The sequence below is a fragment of the Streptococcus sp. 27098_8_70 genome (assembly GCF_041432215.1).
Taxonomy (GTDB): Bacteria; Bacillota; Bacilli; order Lactobacillales; family Streptococcaceae; genus Streptococcus; species Streptococcus oralis_CP.
In genome coordinates, this window is record NZ_JAPVZD010000001.1 from 1,062,868 (window position 1) to 1,077,020 (window position 14,153).

General features: G+C 42.0%; 20 protein-coding genes. All 20 read right to left on the reverse strand.

What is annotated here, in order from left to right:
* Positions 1 to 13 precede the first annotated feature (13 nt).
* The gene (rpsQ, locus tag O3655_RS04970; RefSeq protein WP_000440801.1) at positions 14 to 274 is read right to left on the reverse strand and encodes a 30S ribosomal protein S17; all 261 of its coding nucleotides are present in this window, start codon (positions 272 to 274) and stop codon (positions 14 to 16) included.
* Positions 275 to 298: 24 nt separating this feature from the next.
* Positions 299 to 505 carry a 50S ribosomal protein L29 gene (gene rpmC / locus O3655_RS04975; RefSeq protein WP_000772918.1) on the reverse strand — a complete coding sequence of 69 codons (207 nt, stop codon included), beginning with the start codon at positions 503 to 505 and terminating at the stop codon, positions 299 to 301.
* A gap of 9 nt (positions 506 to 514) precedes the next feature.
* Entirely contained in the window at positions 515 to 928 is a 414-nt protein-coding gene (gene rplP, locus O3655_RS04980) for a 50S ribosomal protein L16 (RefSeq protein ID WP_000960946.1), read from the reverse strand.
* A gap of 3 nt (positions 929 to 931) precedes the next feature.
* Positions 932 to 1,585, reverse strand: a complete 654-nt coding sequence (gene rpsC / locus O3655_RS04985) for a 30S ribosomal protein S3 (RefSeq protein ID WP_000529936.1) — start codon at positions 1,583 to 1,585, stop codon at positions 932 to 934.
* A 12-nt stretch (positions 1,586 to 1,597) separates the two neighbouring features.
* The gene (gene rplV / locus O3655_RS04990) at positions 1,598 to 1,942 is read right to left on the reverse strand and encodes a 50S ribosomal protein L22 (protein WP_000818137.1); all 345 of its coding nucleotides are present in this window, start codon (positions 1,940 to 1,942) and stop codon (positions 1,598 to 1,600) included.
* Between the two features lie 11 nt (positions 1,943 to 1,953).
* On the reverse strand, positions 1,954 to 2,235 hold the full coding sequence (rpsS, locus tag O3655_RS04995; protein WP_000533766.1) for a 30S ribosomal protein S19: 282 nt from the start codon (positions 2,233 to 2,235) through the stop codon (positions 1,954 to 1,956).
* Between the two features lie 101 nt (positions 2,236 to 2,336).
* Positions 2,337 to 3,170: a 50S ribosomal protein L2 gene (gene rplB / locus O3655_RS05000; RefSeq protein ID WP_000512910.1), complete on the reverse strand. Its 834-nt coding sequence runs from the start codon at positions 3,168 to 3,170 to the stop codon at positions 2,337 to 2,339.
* A gap of 17 nt (positions 3,171 to 3,187) precedes the next feature.
* Entirely contained in the window at positions 3,188 to 3,484 is a 297-nt protein-coding gene (locus O3655_RS05005) for a 50S ribosomal protein L23 (protein ID WP_001055347.1), read from the reverse strand.
* Positions 3,484 to 4,107 carry a 50S ribosomal protein L4 gene (gene rplD, locus O3655_RS05010; RefSeq protein WP_000024537.1) on the reverse strand — a complete coding sequence of 208 codons (624 nt, stop codon included), beginning with the start codon at positions 4,105 to 4,107 and terminating at the stop codon, positions 3,484 to 3,486. Before rplD ends, O3655_RS05005 begins: the two co-directional genes overlap by 1 nt.
* Before the next feature lie 24 nt (positions 4,108 to 4,131).
* Entirely contained in the window at positions 4,132 to 4,758 is a 627-nt protein-coding gene (gene rplC / locus O3655_RS05015; RefSeq protein WP_000160197.1) for a 50S ribosomal protein L3, read from the reverse strand.
* Between the two features lie 216 nt (positions 4,759 to 4,974).
* The gene (rpsJ, locus tag O3655_RS05020; protein WP_001284513.1) at positions 4,975 to 5,283 is read right to left on the reverse strand and encodes a 30S ribosomal protein S10; all 309 of its coding nucleotides are present in this window, start codon (positions 5,281 to 5,283) and stop codon (positions 4,975 to 4,977) included.
* Between the two features lie 256 nt (positions 5,284 to 5,539).
* Positions 5,540 to 5,953: an effector binding domain-containing protein gene (locus tag O3655_RS05025; protein ID WP_061587197.1), complete on the reverse strand. Its 414-nt coding sequence runs from the start codon at positions 5,951 to 5,953 to the stop codon at positions 5,540 to 5,542.
* A 545-nt stretch (positions 5,954 to 6,498) separates the two neighbouring features.
* The gene (locus O3655_RS05030) at positions 6,499 to 7,143 is read right to left on the reverse strand and encodes a uridine kinase (protein WP_371641224.1); all 645 of its coding nucleotides are present in this window, start codon (positions 7,141 to 7,143) and stop codon (positions 6,499 to 6,501) included.
* A 12-nt stretch (positions 7,144 to 7,155) separates the two neighbouring features.
* On the reverse strand, positions 7,156 to 7,752 hold the full coding sequence (gene nrdG / locus O3655_RS05035) for an anaerobic ribonucleoside-triphosphate reductase activating protein (protein WP_000220161.1): 597 nt from the start codon (positions 7,750 to 7,752) through the stop codon (positions 7,156 to 7,158).
* Positions 7,753 to 7,756: 4 nt separating this feature from the next.
* A complete protein-coding gene (locus O3655_RS05040) occupies positions 7,757 to 8,257 on the reverse strand; it encodes a GNAT family N-acetyltransferase (RefSeq protein ID WP_371641201.1) in 501 nt (166 codons plus the stop codon).
* Between the two features lie 37 nt (positions 8,258 to 8,294).
* Positions 8,295 to 8,435, reverse strand: a complete 141-nt coding sequence (locus O3655_RS05045) for a hypothetical protein (protein ID WP_000521618.1) — start codon at positions 8,433 to 8,435, stop codon at positions 8,295 to 8,297.
* A gap of 11 nt (positions 8,436 to 8,446) precedes the next feature.
* On the reverse strand, positions 8,447 to 10,654 hold the full coding sequence (gene nrdD / locus O3655_RS05050) for an anaerobic ribonucleoside-triphosphate reductase (protein ID WP_371641202.1): 2,208 nt from the start codon (positions 10,652 to 10,654) through the stop codon (positions 8,447 to 8,449).
* A gap of 129 nt (positions 10,655 to 10,783) precedes the next feature.
* Positions 10,784 to 12,301 (reverse strand): damage-inducible protein CinA, encoded by a 1,518-nt coding sequence (locus tag O3655_RS05055; protein WP_371641203.1) that lies wholly within the window; start codon positions 12,299 to 12,301, stop codon positions 10,784 to 10,786.
* Between the two features lie 35 nt (positions 12,302 to 12,336).
* Positions 12,337 to 12,480, reverse strand: a complete 144-nt coding sequence (locus O3655_RS05060) for a hypothetical protein (protein WP_371641204.1) — start codon at positions 12,478 to 12,480, stop codon at positions 12,337 to 12,339.
* A 73-nt stretch (positions 12,481 to 12,553) separates the two neighbouring features.
* The gene (cls, locus tag O3655_RS05065; RefSeq protein ID WP_371641205.1) at positions 12,554 to 14,086 is read right to left on the reverse strand and encodes a cardiolipin synthase; all 1,533 of its coding nucleotides are present in this window, start codon (positions 14,084 to 14,086) and stop codon (positions 12,554 to 12,556) included.
* Between the last annotated feature and the right edge of the window lie 67 nt (positions 14,087 to 14,153).

Consider the following 14,153-nt stretch of genomic DNA (forward strand, 5'->3'; position numbering starts at 1 on the left):
CTTTCAGGTTTGATTAGATGATGACCGCTTCTTCAACAACTTCTACAAGACGGAAACGTTTTGTAGCTGAAAGCGGACGAGTTTCCATGATACGTACGATATCGCCTTCTTTGGCAACATTGTTTTCATCATGTGCTTTGTATTTCTTAGAGTAGTTAATACGTTTACCATAGACTGGGTGGTTACGTTTTGTTTCAACTACAACTGTGATTGTCTTGTCCATTTTGTCAGATACAACACGTCCAACAAGAACTTTACGATTATTGCGTTCCATTGAAATTTCTCCTTCCCTAGTCTATTATTTCGCTTCAGATTGAACTGTTTTGATACGAGCGATTTGTTTTTTAACTTCTTTCAAGCGAGCTGTTTGTTCCAATTGACCAGTAGCAGCTTGGAAACGAAGTTCAAACAATTCTTTTTTCAATTCGTTTTCGCGCTTCGCGAGTTCTTCTTGAGAAAGACCACGAAGTTCTTTAACAAATTCTTTTACTTCATTAAGTTTCATGCCTTCTCCTTATTCTGCTTCACGTTTTACGAATTTACATTTAACTGGCAATTTGTGGCTTGCAAGACGAAGCGCTTCGCGAGCGATCTCTTCAGATACACCAGCGATTTCGAACATCACTTTACCACGTTTAACTGGTGCTACCCAACCTTCAGGCGCCCCTTTACCAGATCCCATACGCACACCGATAGCTTTAGCAGTGTATGATTTGTGTGGGAAGATTTTAATCCAAACTTTACCACCACGTTTCATGTAACGAGTCATGGCGATACGAGCAGCTTCGATTTGGCGGTTAGTGATCCAGTGGCTAGTTGTAGCTTGAAGACCGTATTCACCGAATGCTACTTCTTTTCCACCTTTTGCTTCACCGCGCATTTTTCCACGGAATTCACGACGGTGTTTAACACGTTTAGGTACTAACATTGGTTATTTACCTCCTTTAGTGTTTTTACGAGCTGGAAGAACTTCACCACGGTAGATCCATACTTTAACACCAAGTTTACCGTATGTAGTATCTGCTTCTTCCCAAGCGTAATCGATATCTGCACGAAGTGTGTGAAGTGGAACAGTTCCTTCAGAGTATCCTTCAGCACGGGCGATATCTGCACCGTTCAAACGACCTGATACTTGAGTTTTAATTCCTTTAGCTCCAGCACGCATTGCACGTTGGATTGCTTGTTTTTGTGCACGACGGAAAGCGACACGTTGCTCCAATTGACGAGCAATTCCTTCACCTACAAGGTGAGCATCCAAATCAGGTTGTTTGATTTCGATGATGTTGATGTGTACTTGTTTTCCAGTCAATTTGTTAAGTTTTGCACGGAGTGCATCAACATTAGCACCACCTTTACCGATAACCATACCTGGTTTAGCAGTGTGAAGTGAAACGTTAACTTTGTTTACTGCGCGTTCGATTTCGATAGTTGAAACTGCTGCGTCAGCAAGTTCTTTTTGAACGAATTTACGGATTGCAAGATCTTCATGAAGGTAATCCGCGTATTCTTTTTCAGCATACCATTTGGCATCCCAATCACGGATGATGCCGACACGCATACCAATTGGATGTACTTTTTGACCCACGATGTTACCTCCTTATTTTTCTGCAACAGCCACAGTGATGTGAGCTGTACGTTTGTTGATTGGTGAAGCTGAACCTTTCGCACGTGGACGGAAACGTTTCATAGTTGGTCCTTCGTTTGCGAATGCTTCAGATACTACCAAGTTAGCTTTATCCAAACCAAAGTTGTTTTCAGCGTTAGCTACAGCTGAATTCAAAACTTTCAAGATGATTTCAGCAGCTTTGTTTGGAGTGAATGTCAAGATTGCAATAGCATCGGCTACGCTTTTACCACGGATATTGTCAAGAACAAGACGTGATTTACGAGGTGAAACACGTACTGTACGAGCCATTGCTTTAGCTGAAGTAATTTCTGCCATTTATGTTCTCCTTATTTTCTACGTGTTTTCTTGTCGTCTGCAGCGTGACCTTTGTAAGTACGAGTTGGTGCAAATTCACCAAGTTTGTGACCTACCATGTCTTCTTGGATGTAAACAGGTACGTGTTTACGTCCGTCATAAACTGCGATAGTGTAACCAATGAAACTTGGGAAGATCGTTGAACGACGTGACCAAGTTTTGATAACTTTTTTCTTTTCGTCGTTAGCTTGAGCTTCAACTTTTTTCATCAAATGCTCATCGACGAAAGGTCCTTTTTTAAGACTGCGTCCCATTTTATTTTTTCTCCTTTAAATGTTGTACCACAGCGGCTTGCGCTCACATGGAGCGCTACCGAGCTGGCGGATTATCTAGCGCTTATGCGACTAGTTTTAAATTATTTCTCGTTGCGACGACGAACGATAAGTTTGTCAGATTTCGCTTTCTTGTTACGAGTTTTAAGACCAAGAGCAGGTTTGCCCCATGGAGTAGATGGCGCTTTACGACCAACTGGTGCTTTACCTTCACCACCACCGTGTGGGTGATCGTTAGGGTTCATTACAGAACCACGAACTGTTGGGCGGATACCTTTCCAACGGCTACGTCCTGCTTTACCAAGGTTGACAAGTCCATGTTGTTCGTTTCCGACAACACCAACTGTAGCACGACAAGTTCCAAGAATCATACGAACTTCACCTGATTGAAGACGAACAAGAACGTATTTACCTTCTTGACCCAATACTTGAGCAGAAGCTCCAGCAGCACGTACCAATTCTCCACCACGACCTGGTTTCAACTCGATGTTGTGGATCAAAGTACCAACTGGGATGTTAGCAAGTGGAAGAGCGTTTCCGACTTTGATATCTGCTTCAGGACCTGAAACGATACGTTGACCAACTTCAAGACCTTTTGGAGCGATGATGTATGCTTTCACACCGTCAGTGTAGTGTACAAGAGCGATGTTTGCAGAACGGTTTGGATCGTACTCGATAGTTTTAACAACTGCTTCAACGTTGTCTTTGTTACGCTTGAAGTCAACCAAACGGTAGAAACGTTTGTGTCCACCACCTTGGTGACGAACAGTGATACGACCGTTGTTGTTACGACCAGCCTTGCTCTTCAAAGCAACAAGCAATGATTTTTCAGGAGTGCTTGTTGTGATTTCAGCGAAATCCAAAGAAGTCATATTACGGCGACCGTTTGTTGTTGGTTTATAAACACGAATTCCCACGATATTTCCTCCTTAGATTATTCAGCTTCAGCAGCAAACAACTCGATTGCTTTAGAATCAGCTGTAAGTGTGATGATAGCTTTTTTAGTTTTGTTAGTAAAACCAGTGTAACGTCCAACACGTTTAGCTTTTGGTTTTACGTTGATTGTGTTAACGTTGGCAACTTTAACACCTTCGAAAGCAGCTTCAACAGCTTGCTTGATCAAAAGTTTGTGTGCACGAGTGTCAACTTCAAATACATATTTTCCTGCTTCAAGTTGAGCCATTGAGCTTTCAGTGATAACAGGTTTTTTGATAACATCATACAAATTCATTATGCAAGAACCTCCTCGATTTTAGAGATAGCTGCTTGTGTGACAAGAAGTTTGTCGCTATTTGCGATGTCAAGAACACTTGCAGTTGTAGCAGTTGCAACTTTCACGTTTGGAAGGTTACGAGCTGAAAGAGCTGCGAATTCATTTCCTTCTTCAAGGATAACAAGAACTTTAGAATCGATGCTCAATGCTGCAAGAACTTTTGCAAATTCAGCAGTTTTTGGAGCTGTAAATGAAAGAGCGTCTACAGCTACGAATTTGTTTTCAGCAACTTTTTCAGAGTAAACTGATTTAAGAGCTAGGCGACGAACTTTTTGTGGAAGTTTGTAGCCGTATGAACGTGGAGTTGGTCCGAAGACAACACCACCACCACGCCATTGTGGTGAGCGGATAGAACCTTGACGAGCACGTCCAGTTCCTTTTTGACGCCATGGTTTGCGTCCACCACCTGATACTGCAGAGCGGTTTTTAACAGCGTGTGTTCCTTGACGAAGGCTTGCGCGTTGGCTGATGATCACATCAAACACAACTGATTCATTTGGTTCGATACCAAATACTGCATCGTTAAGAACAACTTGGCCAGCTTCTTTACCAGTTTGGTCAAATAATGTTACGTTTGCCATTGTGACTGATTTCCCCTTTCTTTATTATTTACCAGCTTTAACTGCTGATTTGATAGTGATAAGAGATTTCTTAGCACCTGGTACGTTACCTTTGATAAGGATAACGTTCTTTTCTGGAACAACTTGTACAACTTCAAGGTTTTGAATTGTTACGCGGTCGCCACCCATACGTCCTGCAAGGTTTTTACCTTTGAATACGCGGTTAGGTGCAACAGGTCCCATAGAACCTGGACGACGGTGGTAACGAGAACCGTGAGCCATTGGTCCACGTGATTGTCCGTGGCGTTTGATAACACCTTGGAAACCTTTACCTTTAGAAGTACCAGTTACGTCAACAACGTCTCCAGCTGCGAATGTTTCAACTGTGATTTCAGCACCAACTTCCAAGCCTTCAACGTTTTTGAATTCACGAATGAAGCGCTTAGGAGCCGTGTTAGCTTTCGCTACATGTCCTTTAGCAGGTTTGTTGCTCAATACTTCGCGTTTGTCATCGAAACCAACTTGGATAGCGTTGTATCCGTCTGTTTCAACAGTTTTAACTTGAAGAACAACGTTTGGAGTTGCTTCAATAACTGTTACAGGGATCAATTCGCCAGCTTCAGTGAAGATTTGAGTCATTCCCACTTTTTTCCCTAAGATTCCTTTTGTCATGAGAAAATAGTTCCTTTTCTATATTTTTTATTCAAAAAGTTTTTAACGAGCGTTTTTTATGCTCAAGTCTAAGATACAAAGGGCGTCAAACTCAAAGTGAAAATAGGAAACTGACGCAGTGTCTAACAGACACTAGGAAGTTTATCTTTTTCACACCGAGTTTAGCCCGTGTTCAATTAAATTGAAACACTAGCCTCTGCTCTTTTATATTTTAGATTAAAGTTTGATTTCTACGTTTACACCACTTGGAAGATCCAATTTCATCAAAGCATCAACTGTTTTTTGAGTTGGGTTAACGATATCGATCAAACGTTTGTGTGTACGCATTTCAAATTGTTCGCGAGAGTCTTTGTATTTGTGAGTCGCACGAATGATTGTGTAGAGGCTACGCTCAGTTGGAAGTGGGATTGGACCCGCAACTTGTGCACCTGTACGAGTAGCTGATTCTACGATTTTTGCAGCCGCTGTATCAAGCGTACGGTGTTCGTAAGCTTTCAAACGGATACGGATTTTTTTGTTTGCCATCTTTTTCTCCTTTTCGTCTATTTAAGATAATAGGCTAGCTCCACAAGAAAACCGACGCGCGTTGCGTGGCAATGCAACCGAGCGTGTCGCAACCTCTTGCATCAAAGCTAAGGCTGTAATTTACAGCACCATAATAGAATAACACAAAGCCCCTGCGATTGCAAGGGATTTGTTAGGTTTTTTTCGTTTTTTTACTAATCTAAGTTACTAGAGTATGTTCTGGTCCTCTTTCGTAAATAAAACTTAGTTTGACAATTTACCCATTTTTGGTGGTGGCGATAAAGATAGATACTGTCTGATCTGGATCATATTTTTCAAAATCAATACTATACTGACGTTGCAGTTCTCTTGCTTCTTCTGCCTGCCAAATTTGCTGCCAGGTATGGAGGAAACCTTTTGAATCACTTGTATCCACCTCAAATACTTGGTAGGTTTGCCCTGAAGTGTCAAAATCCCAGTCTTCTTTATCGGATAGACTACAGAGCGACAAGCTGTAATCCCCCTTGTAGTCACTGACATAATCATGATAGACTGCATAAATCGGAAGCCCTTGGGCAAATGCCTCCTCTACTTCTTTCTGGTGTTCCTGCCATAGATGGCTAATTTTTTCCATCATGTTTGGATCTTGGAAATTATTTGTAGAGATACTACTGATTATTTTTAAAAACATTCCTTCGCTCCTTTTACTTTCACTTCTAAGGTGACTGACTAGCAATCAACCTCAGCTCTAAACTTTCTAGCTACCAAGAGGCTAATTCACGCAACAAAATGAAATAGCATTCTTTGCGTATAGGATATATCACACCATTCACTATCAACTCCCTTTTCCCAGAAAAAACGGTGCCTATAACAAACAAAACATTCAATTTACCGGTCTCAACCAGAGCTGAAAAACAATGCAGGCTTCAACCAAGACCATCCTTCCAATTCTTATTGATATAGTCTGGAAAGTTTTTAACGAACATTTTTTGTGCTCAAGTCTAAGACATAAAGGGATTCAAACTCAAAGCAAAAATAGGAAATCGACGCGCGTTGTGTGGCAGTGTATCCAATCGTGGTCACAACCTCTTGCATCACAGCTAAAGATGTGATTTACAGCACCACGGTAGAATAACACAAAGCCCCTGCGATTGCAAGGGATTTGTGAGCTTTTTTTCGTTTTTTTAGGATGAAACTGTTTTCTCTTTTTATCTTTCCAAAATTACGGATTTATATCTATAAAAAACTACCTTTTCTTCTATATAGTATGTGTATAGTATGTGTCATTTTGACCTTGAATGTATCTTCTGATTGATCTACTAAAATGTCCGCTTTAGACTCGGTTTCTCTATAGTATCGCAGATACTGCTCCCGTCTCATCTGATGGCTAGCTAATACAAAAGATGCATCGCGATTTCTCATAGTCGTATCTCGAGCTAAGCGCCTCTTTAACTCTGTTTCTTCATCCGTGTAGAAACAGATAGTTTTGTCAAAAAGTTCCTTGGGTAGAAAGCCCACAGACATCCCTTCAACAATCAGAATTGGCTTGGCTCCAGATAAGATTTCACTAGCCTTCCACGGTTCATCGATTGTTAAGACATCCATGCTTGCCTGCAATGCGAGAATATCTCTCTGCAAACTTGCCAATTCATGCGCCACTGGGAGACAAGCTGTCACCTTTTGATCTGGCGCTTGCTTTGGTACTACCAGGTGACGTTCTGAGGTGATATAGGGATCTGTTTCTAGTAAATTTACTTTTGTGGAATCTAGGGCTTGATGTAATTCCTGAGCGAAGGTTGACTTGCCTGAAGCCCCATGACCGTAAAGCCCCAGGGTCCTAACCCTTCCCGTTTCAATCTCTGAAACCAGTTGTTCTATCAGGTCTTTTTTTCTTCATTCTCTCTTCACCTGTTCATAGCTTTCTTTTCCGTCATTGAGCTTATCCCAAATCACTACTTGCCCACTTTTGAGAGATTTTTGAACATCGATAATCCGTTGATTAGAGGAACCTCGAAACTGGAGCATGAGATTGCGCTTGCTTTTATCATACCGTCCATCGACAAGGATGTCAATCAATGATAAGAGTTCCAGTTTATCTGGAGTCTCCAGCATCATTTCTTCCCAAGTGTAGCCCGTCCAAGACCAGATGTCTTTTTCTGGCAATTCCTTTCGGATGCGTTTAACGAGCGGCAAGAGGATTCCTGTATTAAGAAAAGGTTCTCCTCCCAGCAAGGTCAATCCTTGAACATAGGGCTGGGCAAGGTCTACCATGATTTGTTCTTCTAATTCTGCCGTATAGGGAATGCCTGCGTTGAAAGACCAAGTCGCAACATTATAGCATCCCTCGCAGTGAAACATGCAACCTGATACATAGAGAGAGTTTCGCACACCTTCTCCATCGACAAAATTAAAAGCCTTGTAATCAATGATTCGCCCTTTACTAAGCTCCTCACTTTTCCATTCACCTGGTTTTGGTGTATTCCATGTCATCCTTTTACTCCAAATCTATCCAGTAACGTTCTACACCATTGCGAACATCCTCAAACACCCCACCATTTGCCACAATCACAGCCCCACTAGCAGGATTTTCCGTACTACAGGTCACAAGTGCTTTTTTGATGTTCTTCTCCTTGGCAACTTGTAGACCTTGTCGGAGGGATTCTTTGGCATAACCCTTGCCTCTTTCAGATGGACGAATGGAGTAGCCAATATGGCCCCCATTTTCTAGTAAGTAGTCATTTAATCGGAGACGAAGGTTGAGAAAGCCAAGAGCCTGGCCTGCTAAGTCAAAACTAACCAGCTGGATAGCAGGAACCCAGTTTTCAGGAATATTGAGGCCCGCTTCCGCTTGAAGATTTTCTTCTAGCCACTCTTCATAAACAAAATTGTTGGCGTTCCAAAACCCACCATCGTGGGCTGATTGAGTCTGTTCAAACTCTGCCATCATCTCTAAAACTGTTTCTTTATCTGCCAATGTTGGTCTGCGTAGTATCATTTTTACCTCCAATTAAGAGAAAAGCGAGAGCGGACTCTCACTTTTTCTTGTTCTTGTTTAAAAACTGTTCTCTGAGGTTGAGCAAACGTTCTTTTTTTCCCGCTCCACCTTTAGAGTGTTTCTCGTGATAACGGGTCACTTGTGCGCGTCCCTTATCGTCTAATTGGTATTTCCCCATTCCGTTTCCTTCTAATTTGTTACTTCATGTCCTGCTGTTTTAATAGTTGAACCGTTCATGTGTTTGACACGCGCAGCGATTTCCTTGTGGCGTCCATTAACCATCGGACGCGCTTGAGGATTTCCCAGATAACCACACGTACGTTTGACCACGTCTACTGTTTTAGGGTCGCTATTGCCACAGTTGGGACAAGCGAATCCTCGCTCAGTTGGTTCAAAATCCCCTTCAAAGTCACACTTGTAGCAACGATCAATCGGAGTATTGGTCCCTAGATAACCGACACGGTCATAGGCATAGTCCCAAACAGCTTCCAGGGCTTTAGGATTTTGTTGAAGAACTGGATACTCACAATAATGGATGAAACCACCTGACGCACCTGCTTCTGGGTAGACTTTTTCAAAATCCAGCTTTTCAAACGGTGTGGGATTTTTACGGACATCATAGTGGAAAGAGTTGGTGTAGTATTCCTTGTCTGTAATATCAGGAATAGAGCCGAACTTCTCTGTATCCAAGCGACAGAAGCGGTCTGTCAGACTTTCAGACGGTGTGGAGTAGATAGAGAAATGGTAACCATATTGGTCAGACCACTCTTCCACACGACGTTTCATATCGCGAATGATATCCAGTGTGAATTCCTTGGCTTCAGGATTGCCTTCCCAGCTATTTCCAAAGAAGACTGTAGCCACTTCGTACAAACCGATGTAGCCCAGCGAAACTGTCGCACGGCGATTCTTAAAGAGTTGGTCAACACTTTCTTCTTTTCCGAGACGGCGACCGAAGGCTCCGTACTGATAGAGGATAGGGGCATTAGCTGGTGTTGCTTCCTTGGTTCTTTCAACACGGTAAACCAGAGCATCTTCTGCGATGTTCATACGCTCATTGAAGATTTCCCAAAACTTATTCATGTCGCCCTCAGACTCAAGGGCAATGCGAGGCAGATTAACCGTCACAACACCTAGATTCATCCGACCTGAATTGACCTCAACACCATTTTCATCTTTCCAGCCTTGGAGGAAGGAGCGACAACCCATAGGAACCTTGAAAGAACCAGTCAGTTCGATAATCTTATCATAGGACAAGACATCTGGGTACATCCGCTTGGTTGCACACTCAAGAGCCAACTGTTTGATGTCGTAGTTAGGTGAACCTTCCTCTAAGTTAAGTCCTCTTTTAAGCGTAAAGATGAGTTTAGGGAAGATGGCTGTGCGGTGTTCTGAACCAAGCCCCTTGATACGAATGGTCAAGATAGCTTTTTGAATTTCCCGTTCAAAACGACTAGTTCCTAGACCAAAACCGAGCGAAGTAAAAGGTGTTTGTCCATTTGAAGTGAAGAGGGTGTTGATTTCATACTCAAGAGATTGCATAGCATCGTAGATGTCCTTTTGCGTTTTCTTCCAAGCGTAATCTTCCCGTTTTCCAGGCAAGACCCACTCTTCCGCATCCTTGAGATGTTTTTGGTAATTCTTCTCCGCATACGGAGCCAAGACTTCATCAATACGGTCAGCTGAGCAGCCCCCGTACTGGCTAGAAGCAACGTTGGCGATGATTTGTGAAATTTGAGCCGTCGCAGTCTGGATAGACTTGGGACTCTCTACCTCCGCATTTCCAATCTTAAAACCATTTTCCAACATGCCTTTAAAATCAATCAAACAGCAGTTGGTCATAGGAGTGTAGGGGCTGTAGTCCAAGTCATGATAGTGGATATCTCCTTTTTGATGAGCATTGGCTACGTGCTTAGGAAGCATTTGCAGCCCGATTGATTTCCCAACAATCCCTGCTGTCAAATCACGCTGGGTATTAAAGACATCACTGTCTTTATTGGCATTTTCATTGACAACTGCTTGATCTTTATTGAGAAGTTTATGGATACTAAAGTTTATATCTGTCGCTTTTGAGCGCTCAAAATCCCTTTGTGTCCGATAAGTGATATACTCCTCAGCCATCGCATACTCTTTGGCTTCAAGGAGTTCATGTTCTACGACATTTTGAATTTCGTAAATCTTGACACCTTGAGGGAAGCGGCTGTGAATTTCCGTCACGATTCTTTCAACTAGACCATTTAGGCGTTTTTCTACTAGAGGCGTAACGTCCATAACCTTTTCCGCCGCCTTGTGGAGAGCCTTGTCAATCTTGTCTACATCAAACACCACACGTCTACCATCTCGTTTTTCAACGAACAAGGTGGGAACGGTTGCAAGCTTTTCTTCTAATACAATCATATCCATGCTCTTTTCTAAAATATTGTTGAATTGTTTATATTCAGTATTATACCACTCTAAAAATAAAAATCAATATCTTGTGTTAAAAATCCTAAAAATTTTAAAATTCCACAAGATATTGATTTTTTGTTATTTTGATTTATATAGTTTGAACTCGCTAGTATCTGTCTGAACAAGCTCATAGTTTTCACTGATCCAGCTCTCTACATCTGACCACAAGGCAACTTTTTGATTGACCACAATCATCTTCGGTTGATTCTCTTTCAGGTCATTCATCAGTTTGGTTTTATTTTCATCGCTTGCAGTATAAAGTGTTGGAGTTGATAGAGAAGTCGGCGCCAAGCGTTCACTTGCACGGTAGAAATCAGGACGATCATCCCAAGCATAGACACGATCCTCAGAACTCGTTTGTTGTTTGACCACGCTAGCAAGACGGTCTCTCTCCTGATAAGTCGCCGGATGTGAAAGGTAGCGACTCAGGATAGGAAGAACAATGAGATAGGCAAGGCCAATCAGTGGTAGATAGAAATTTCCTTTAAGGAAAGAAGTTTGTTTCTCACGTCTTCTTCTACGACGACCGCCTCCATCCGAAACATCTTCCTTGATTCCTGTCAGAAGGAGCAAGACCAAGAAAGGAATTAGCACCACAAGACGAGTACCGTTGATAGGTTCTTTGGAGAGAATCAAGATTCCCAAAGAAACCAACAATCCCAAGCTAGCAGCAATTGAGAGGGCATATTGCTTGGCTGGTTTTGACTGGAACAAGCCTGTAAAGAGCAAGACAAGGGAACCTAATCCAATAGCAAGCAAACCGTAGAAGGCTGCATTTTCAAGCAAATGCGAATTTGAAAAGAGGCTAAGAGTATTTACCGGATACAAGGTCTGGCTAATGGCATCTCCAAAACTACCTGTCCACACTGTATAGTAGCCTAAAGGATAGAATAAGAGTGAAAATCCTAGGGCTGACGCAAAGAACTGATATAAGCCATGAACAAAGTGACCTTTGCCTAGATTAAAGCCGATAATCCCCAAGGCCAGTACAGCCGCAAACAAGGCGGTTGGGATTGGCGCAAAGAAGAAAGCGAGAGCAAGGCTCATCCCCACTCGTACAAATCCTTTGTCGTCCTTTGGAAAAGCTAGATAATTTGTAACGATACTCAATGAATAAAATAGGAAAGGCAGGGCTAGCAAGAGAGCATAACCGCCACCAAAAGCGAGGCCCGCTACAAGCAAGTATAGAATAAAGACAACTCGCTTCGCTTCATTTTCTTGGCCGACAAGAGTATCCGCAGCCTTAAAAAGAAAAACACCTGCTCCAAACAAAGCCAACCACTCAACCAAAGCAATCAGAATACTGCCTTGAAAAAGGTAGGTTAGCACATAATAGAGCAATCCCTCCGTCCCAAAATAATCTGTATACATTTGACCATTTTGATGCAAGGCCCAACCGGTATAAAGATCCTGAGTTTGTTGCGGACTGACTAAACCAAAAATAAAAGGCAGGGCAACCGAAATGGCTGTGGCCACTAAACTCCAAAGCAAAATACTAAAAAAGGGAATGGGAGCTCCTTCTCGTTTCTCTGGCACTGACCAGTCTTGGTAATGAGATTCTTCTTGTTTCTCATCTATTTTCCCGTATACGTTCATTCAATTTCTCCTCTAAGTTTATCTGTTTTAGTATATCAAAATCTTACAGGAATGTCAGCTTGGGATTGATATTTGCTTAATTTCTTATCCAATATCGCAAAGCGTTCGATTTCACGAAAACGGTGGAATCGACTATTTCTATACTCTCTGATAAAATCATCATCTTCTAGATTAAGCATGGTTTTCTCCTTTACTTATCTATTCGTAAAAATACAAAAAAGACCCAGCCTTGGGCTAGATCTTGATGGATAGTTAGAGCATAGGTGCAAACAACTGGACAATTTCCTTGATGAGGCTTTGATACCAGCTTGTTTTGATGGTGTGGGGATAAATTTCTTGAGAAACTTTAAAAATCTCTTCGAAGTCCCTTTCAATAGCGATGATAGATTGCGTTCTATAAAGTAAGACGGCATTTTCATAGTGGTGGAGCAAGCTCCGATAGTCAAAATTGATGGTCCCCACAGTAGCTGCCTCTCCATCGACAAGCATTTGCTTGCTATGAAGGAATCCCGGACTGTACTCATAAATACGAACCCCTGCAGATAACAAGTCTGGATAAGCTCCTCGAGTAACTAACTGAATAACCTTCTTATCTGGGATACACGGTGTTACAATTCTCACATCTACCCCTCTCAGAGCTGCATTTTTGATACTTTCAGTTAGATCGTAGTCAGCAATCAGATAGGGAGTTGTGATGTAGACGTAATCTGTAGCTTGATTGATAAGATTTTGGTAGACCGTTTTTCCAACTTGAGCTCTGTATATGGGTTTTGGTCCACTACTATAGGGAATACAGAGCCCCATCCCATCTTTGGGCTGATTTTCGAGATGGTATTGGTCAAAATCACTAATCTCTCCACGGTTGATATACCAGGCAGATAAAAAGAGTCTGGTAAAAGCTTTAACTGCCGGTCCATCCAGACGAATACCGCTATCCTTCCAATAACCAAAGCGTTCGATATAGTTGATATACTCATCAGCCAGATTGATACCACCTGTATAGGCAATTTGACCATCGATAACCATGATTTTACGGTGATCACGGTTGTTATAAGCAACGGTCAAACGTGGAATCACCTTATTAAATTTGTGGGCTTCAATCCCTCGACCACGAAGCTGGATGGTGTAATCTCCAGGCAAGGTTGCCATACAACCAATATCATCATAGAGAAGCTTCACTTCTACACCTTGAGCGGCCTTTTCTTCCAAAATCTCCAAAATACTATTCCACATCAAACCTTCTTCGATGATATAGTATTCGAGAAAGATAAACTTCTCAGCTTTCTTGAGATCCTCTAGCATCTGTTGCCACATACTTTCACCAGATGCAAAAAATCGTGTATACGTTCGATCATAGACATCGGCATTCGTGTCCATGCTGAGGAGAGATTTGATAACGCCATAAGCCGACTTGTCTTGCTCTTTTAACTCCAAACGGAGAGCTCTGCTATTGTCCTCTCTATCAACCATTGATTGGAGCTGCTTTAGCTGCTTCAATTCCTTTTTAGATAAACGGCGTTCTCCAAACATGATATAGAGTAAGGGGCCAAACACTGGTACAAAGGCTACTAACAGCCATGTTACCTTACTTTCAGGATTCATAGACCGATTGACAATCGATACAATGGTCGCTAAACTCACTAAAACGACTAGGATAATCCAGACAATTGGAGCCATCTGGCCTAGATAGAGAAATAAACCAAAGACGATAAACAACTCTGCCAACATGATGGTAATACTAAAACCATATTTGGACATGAGTAGCTGCATTTTTCTAGCTGTCATACATCCCCTTTCTTTTCTAACATTCTCCTTAACTGCTTGATAAACTCATGTTTCTACTAGTATACCT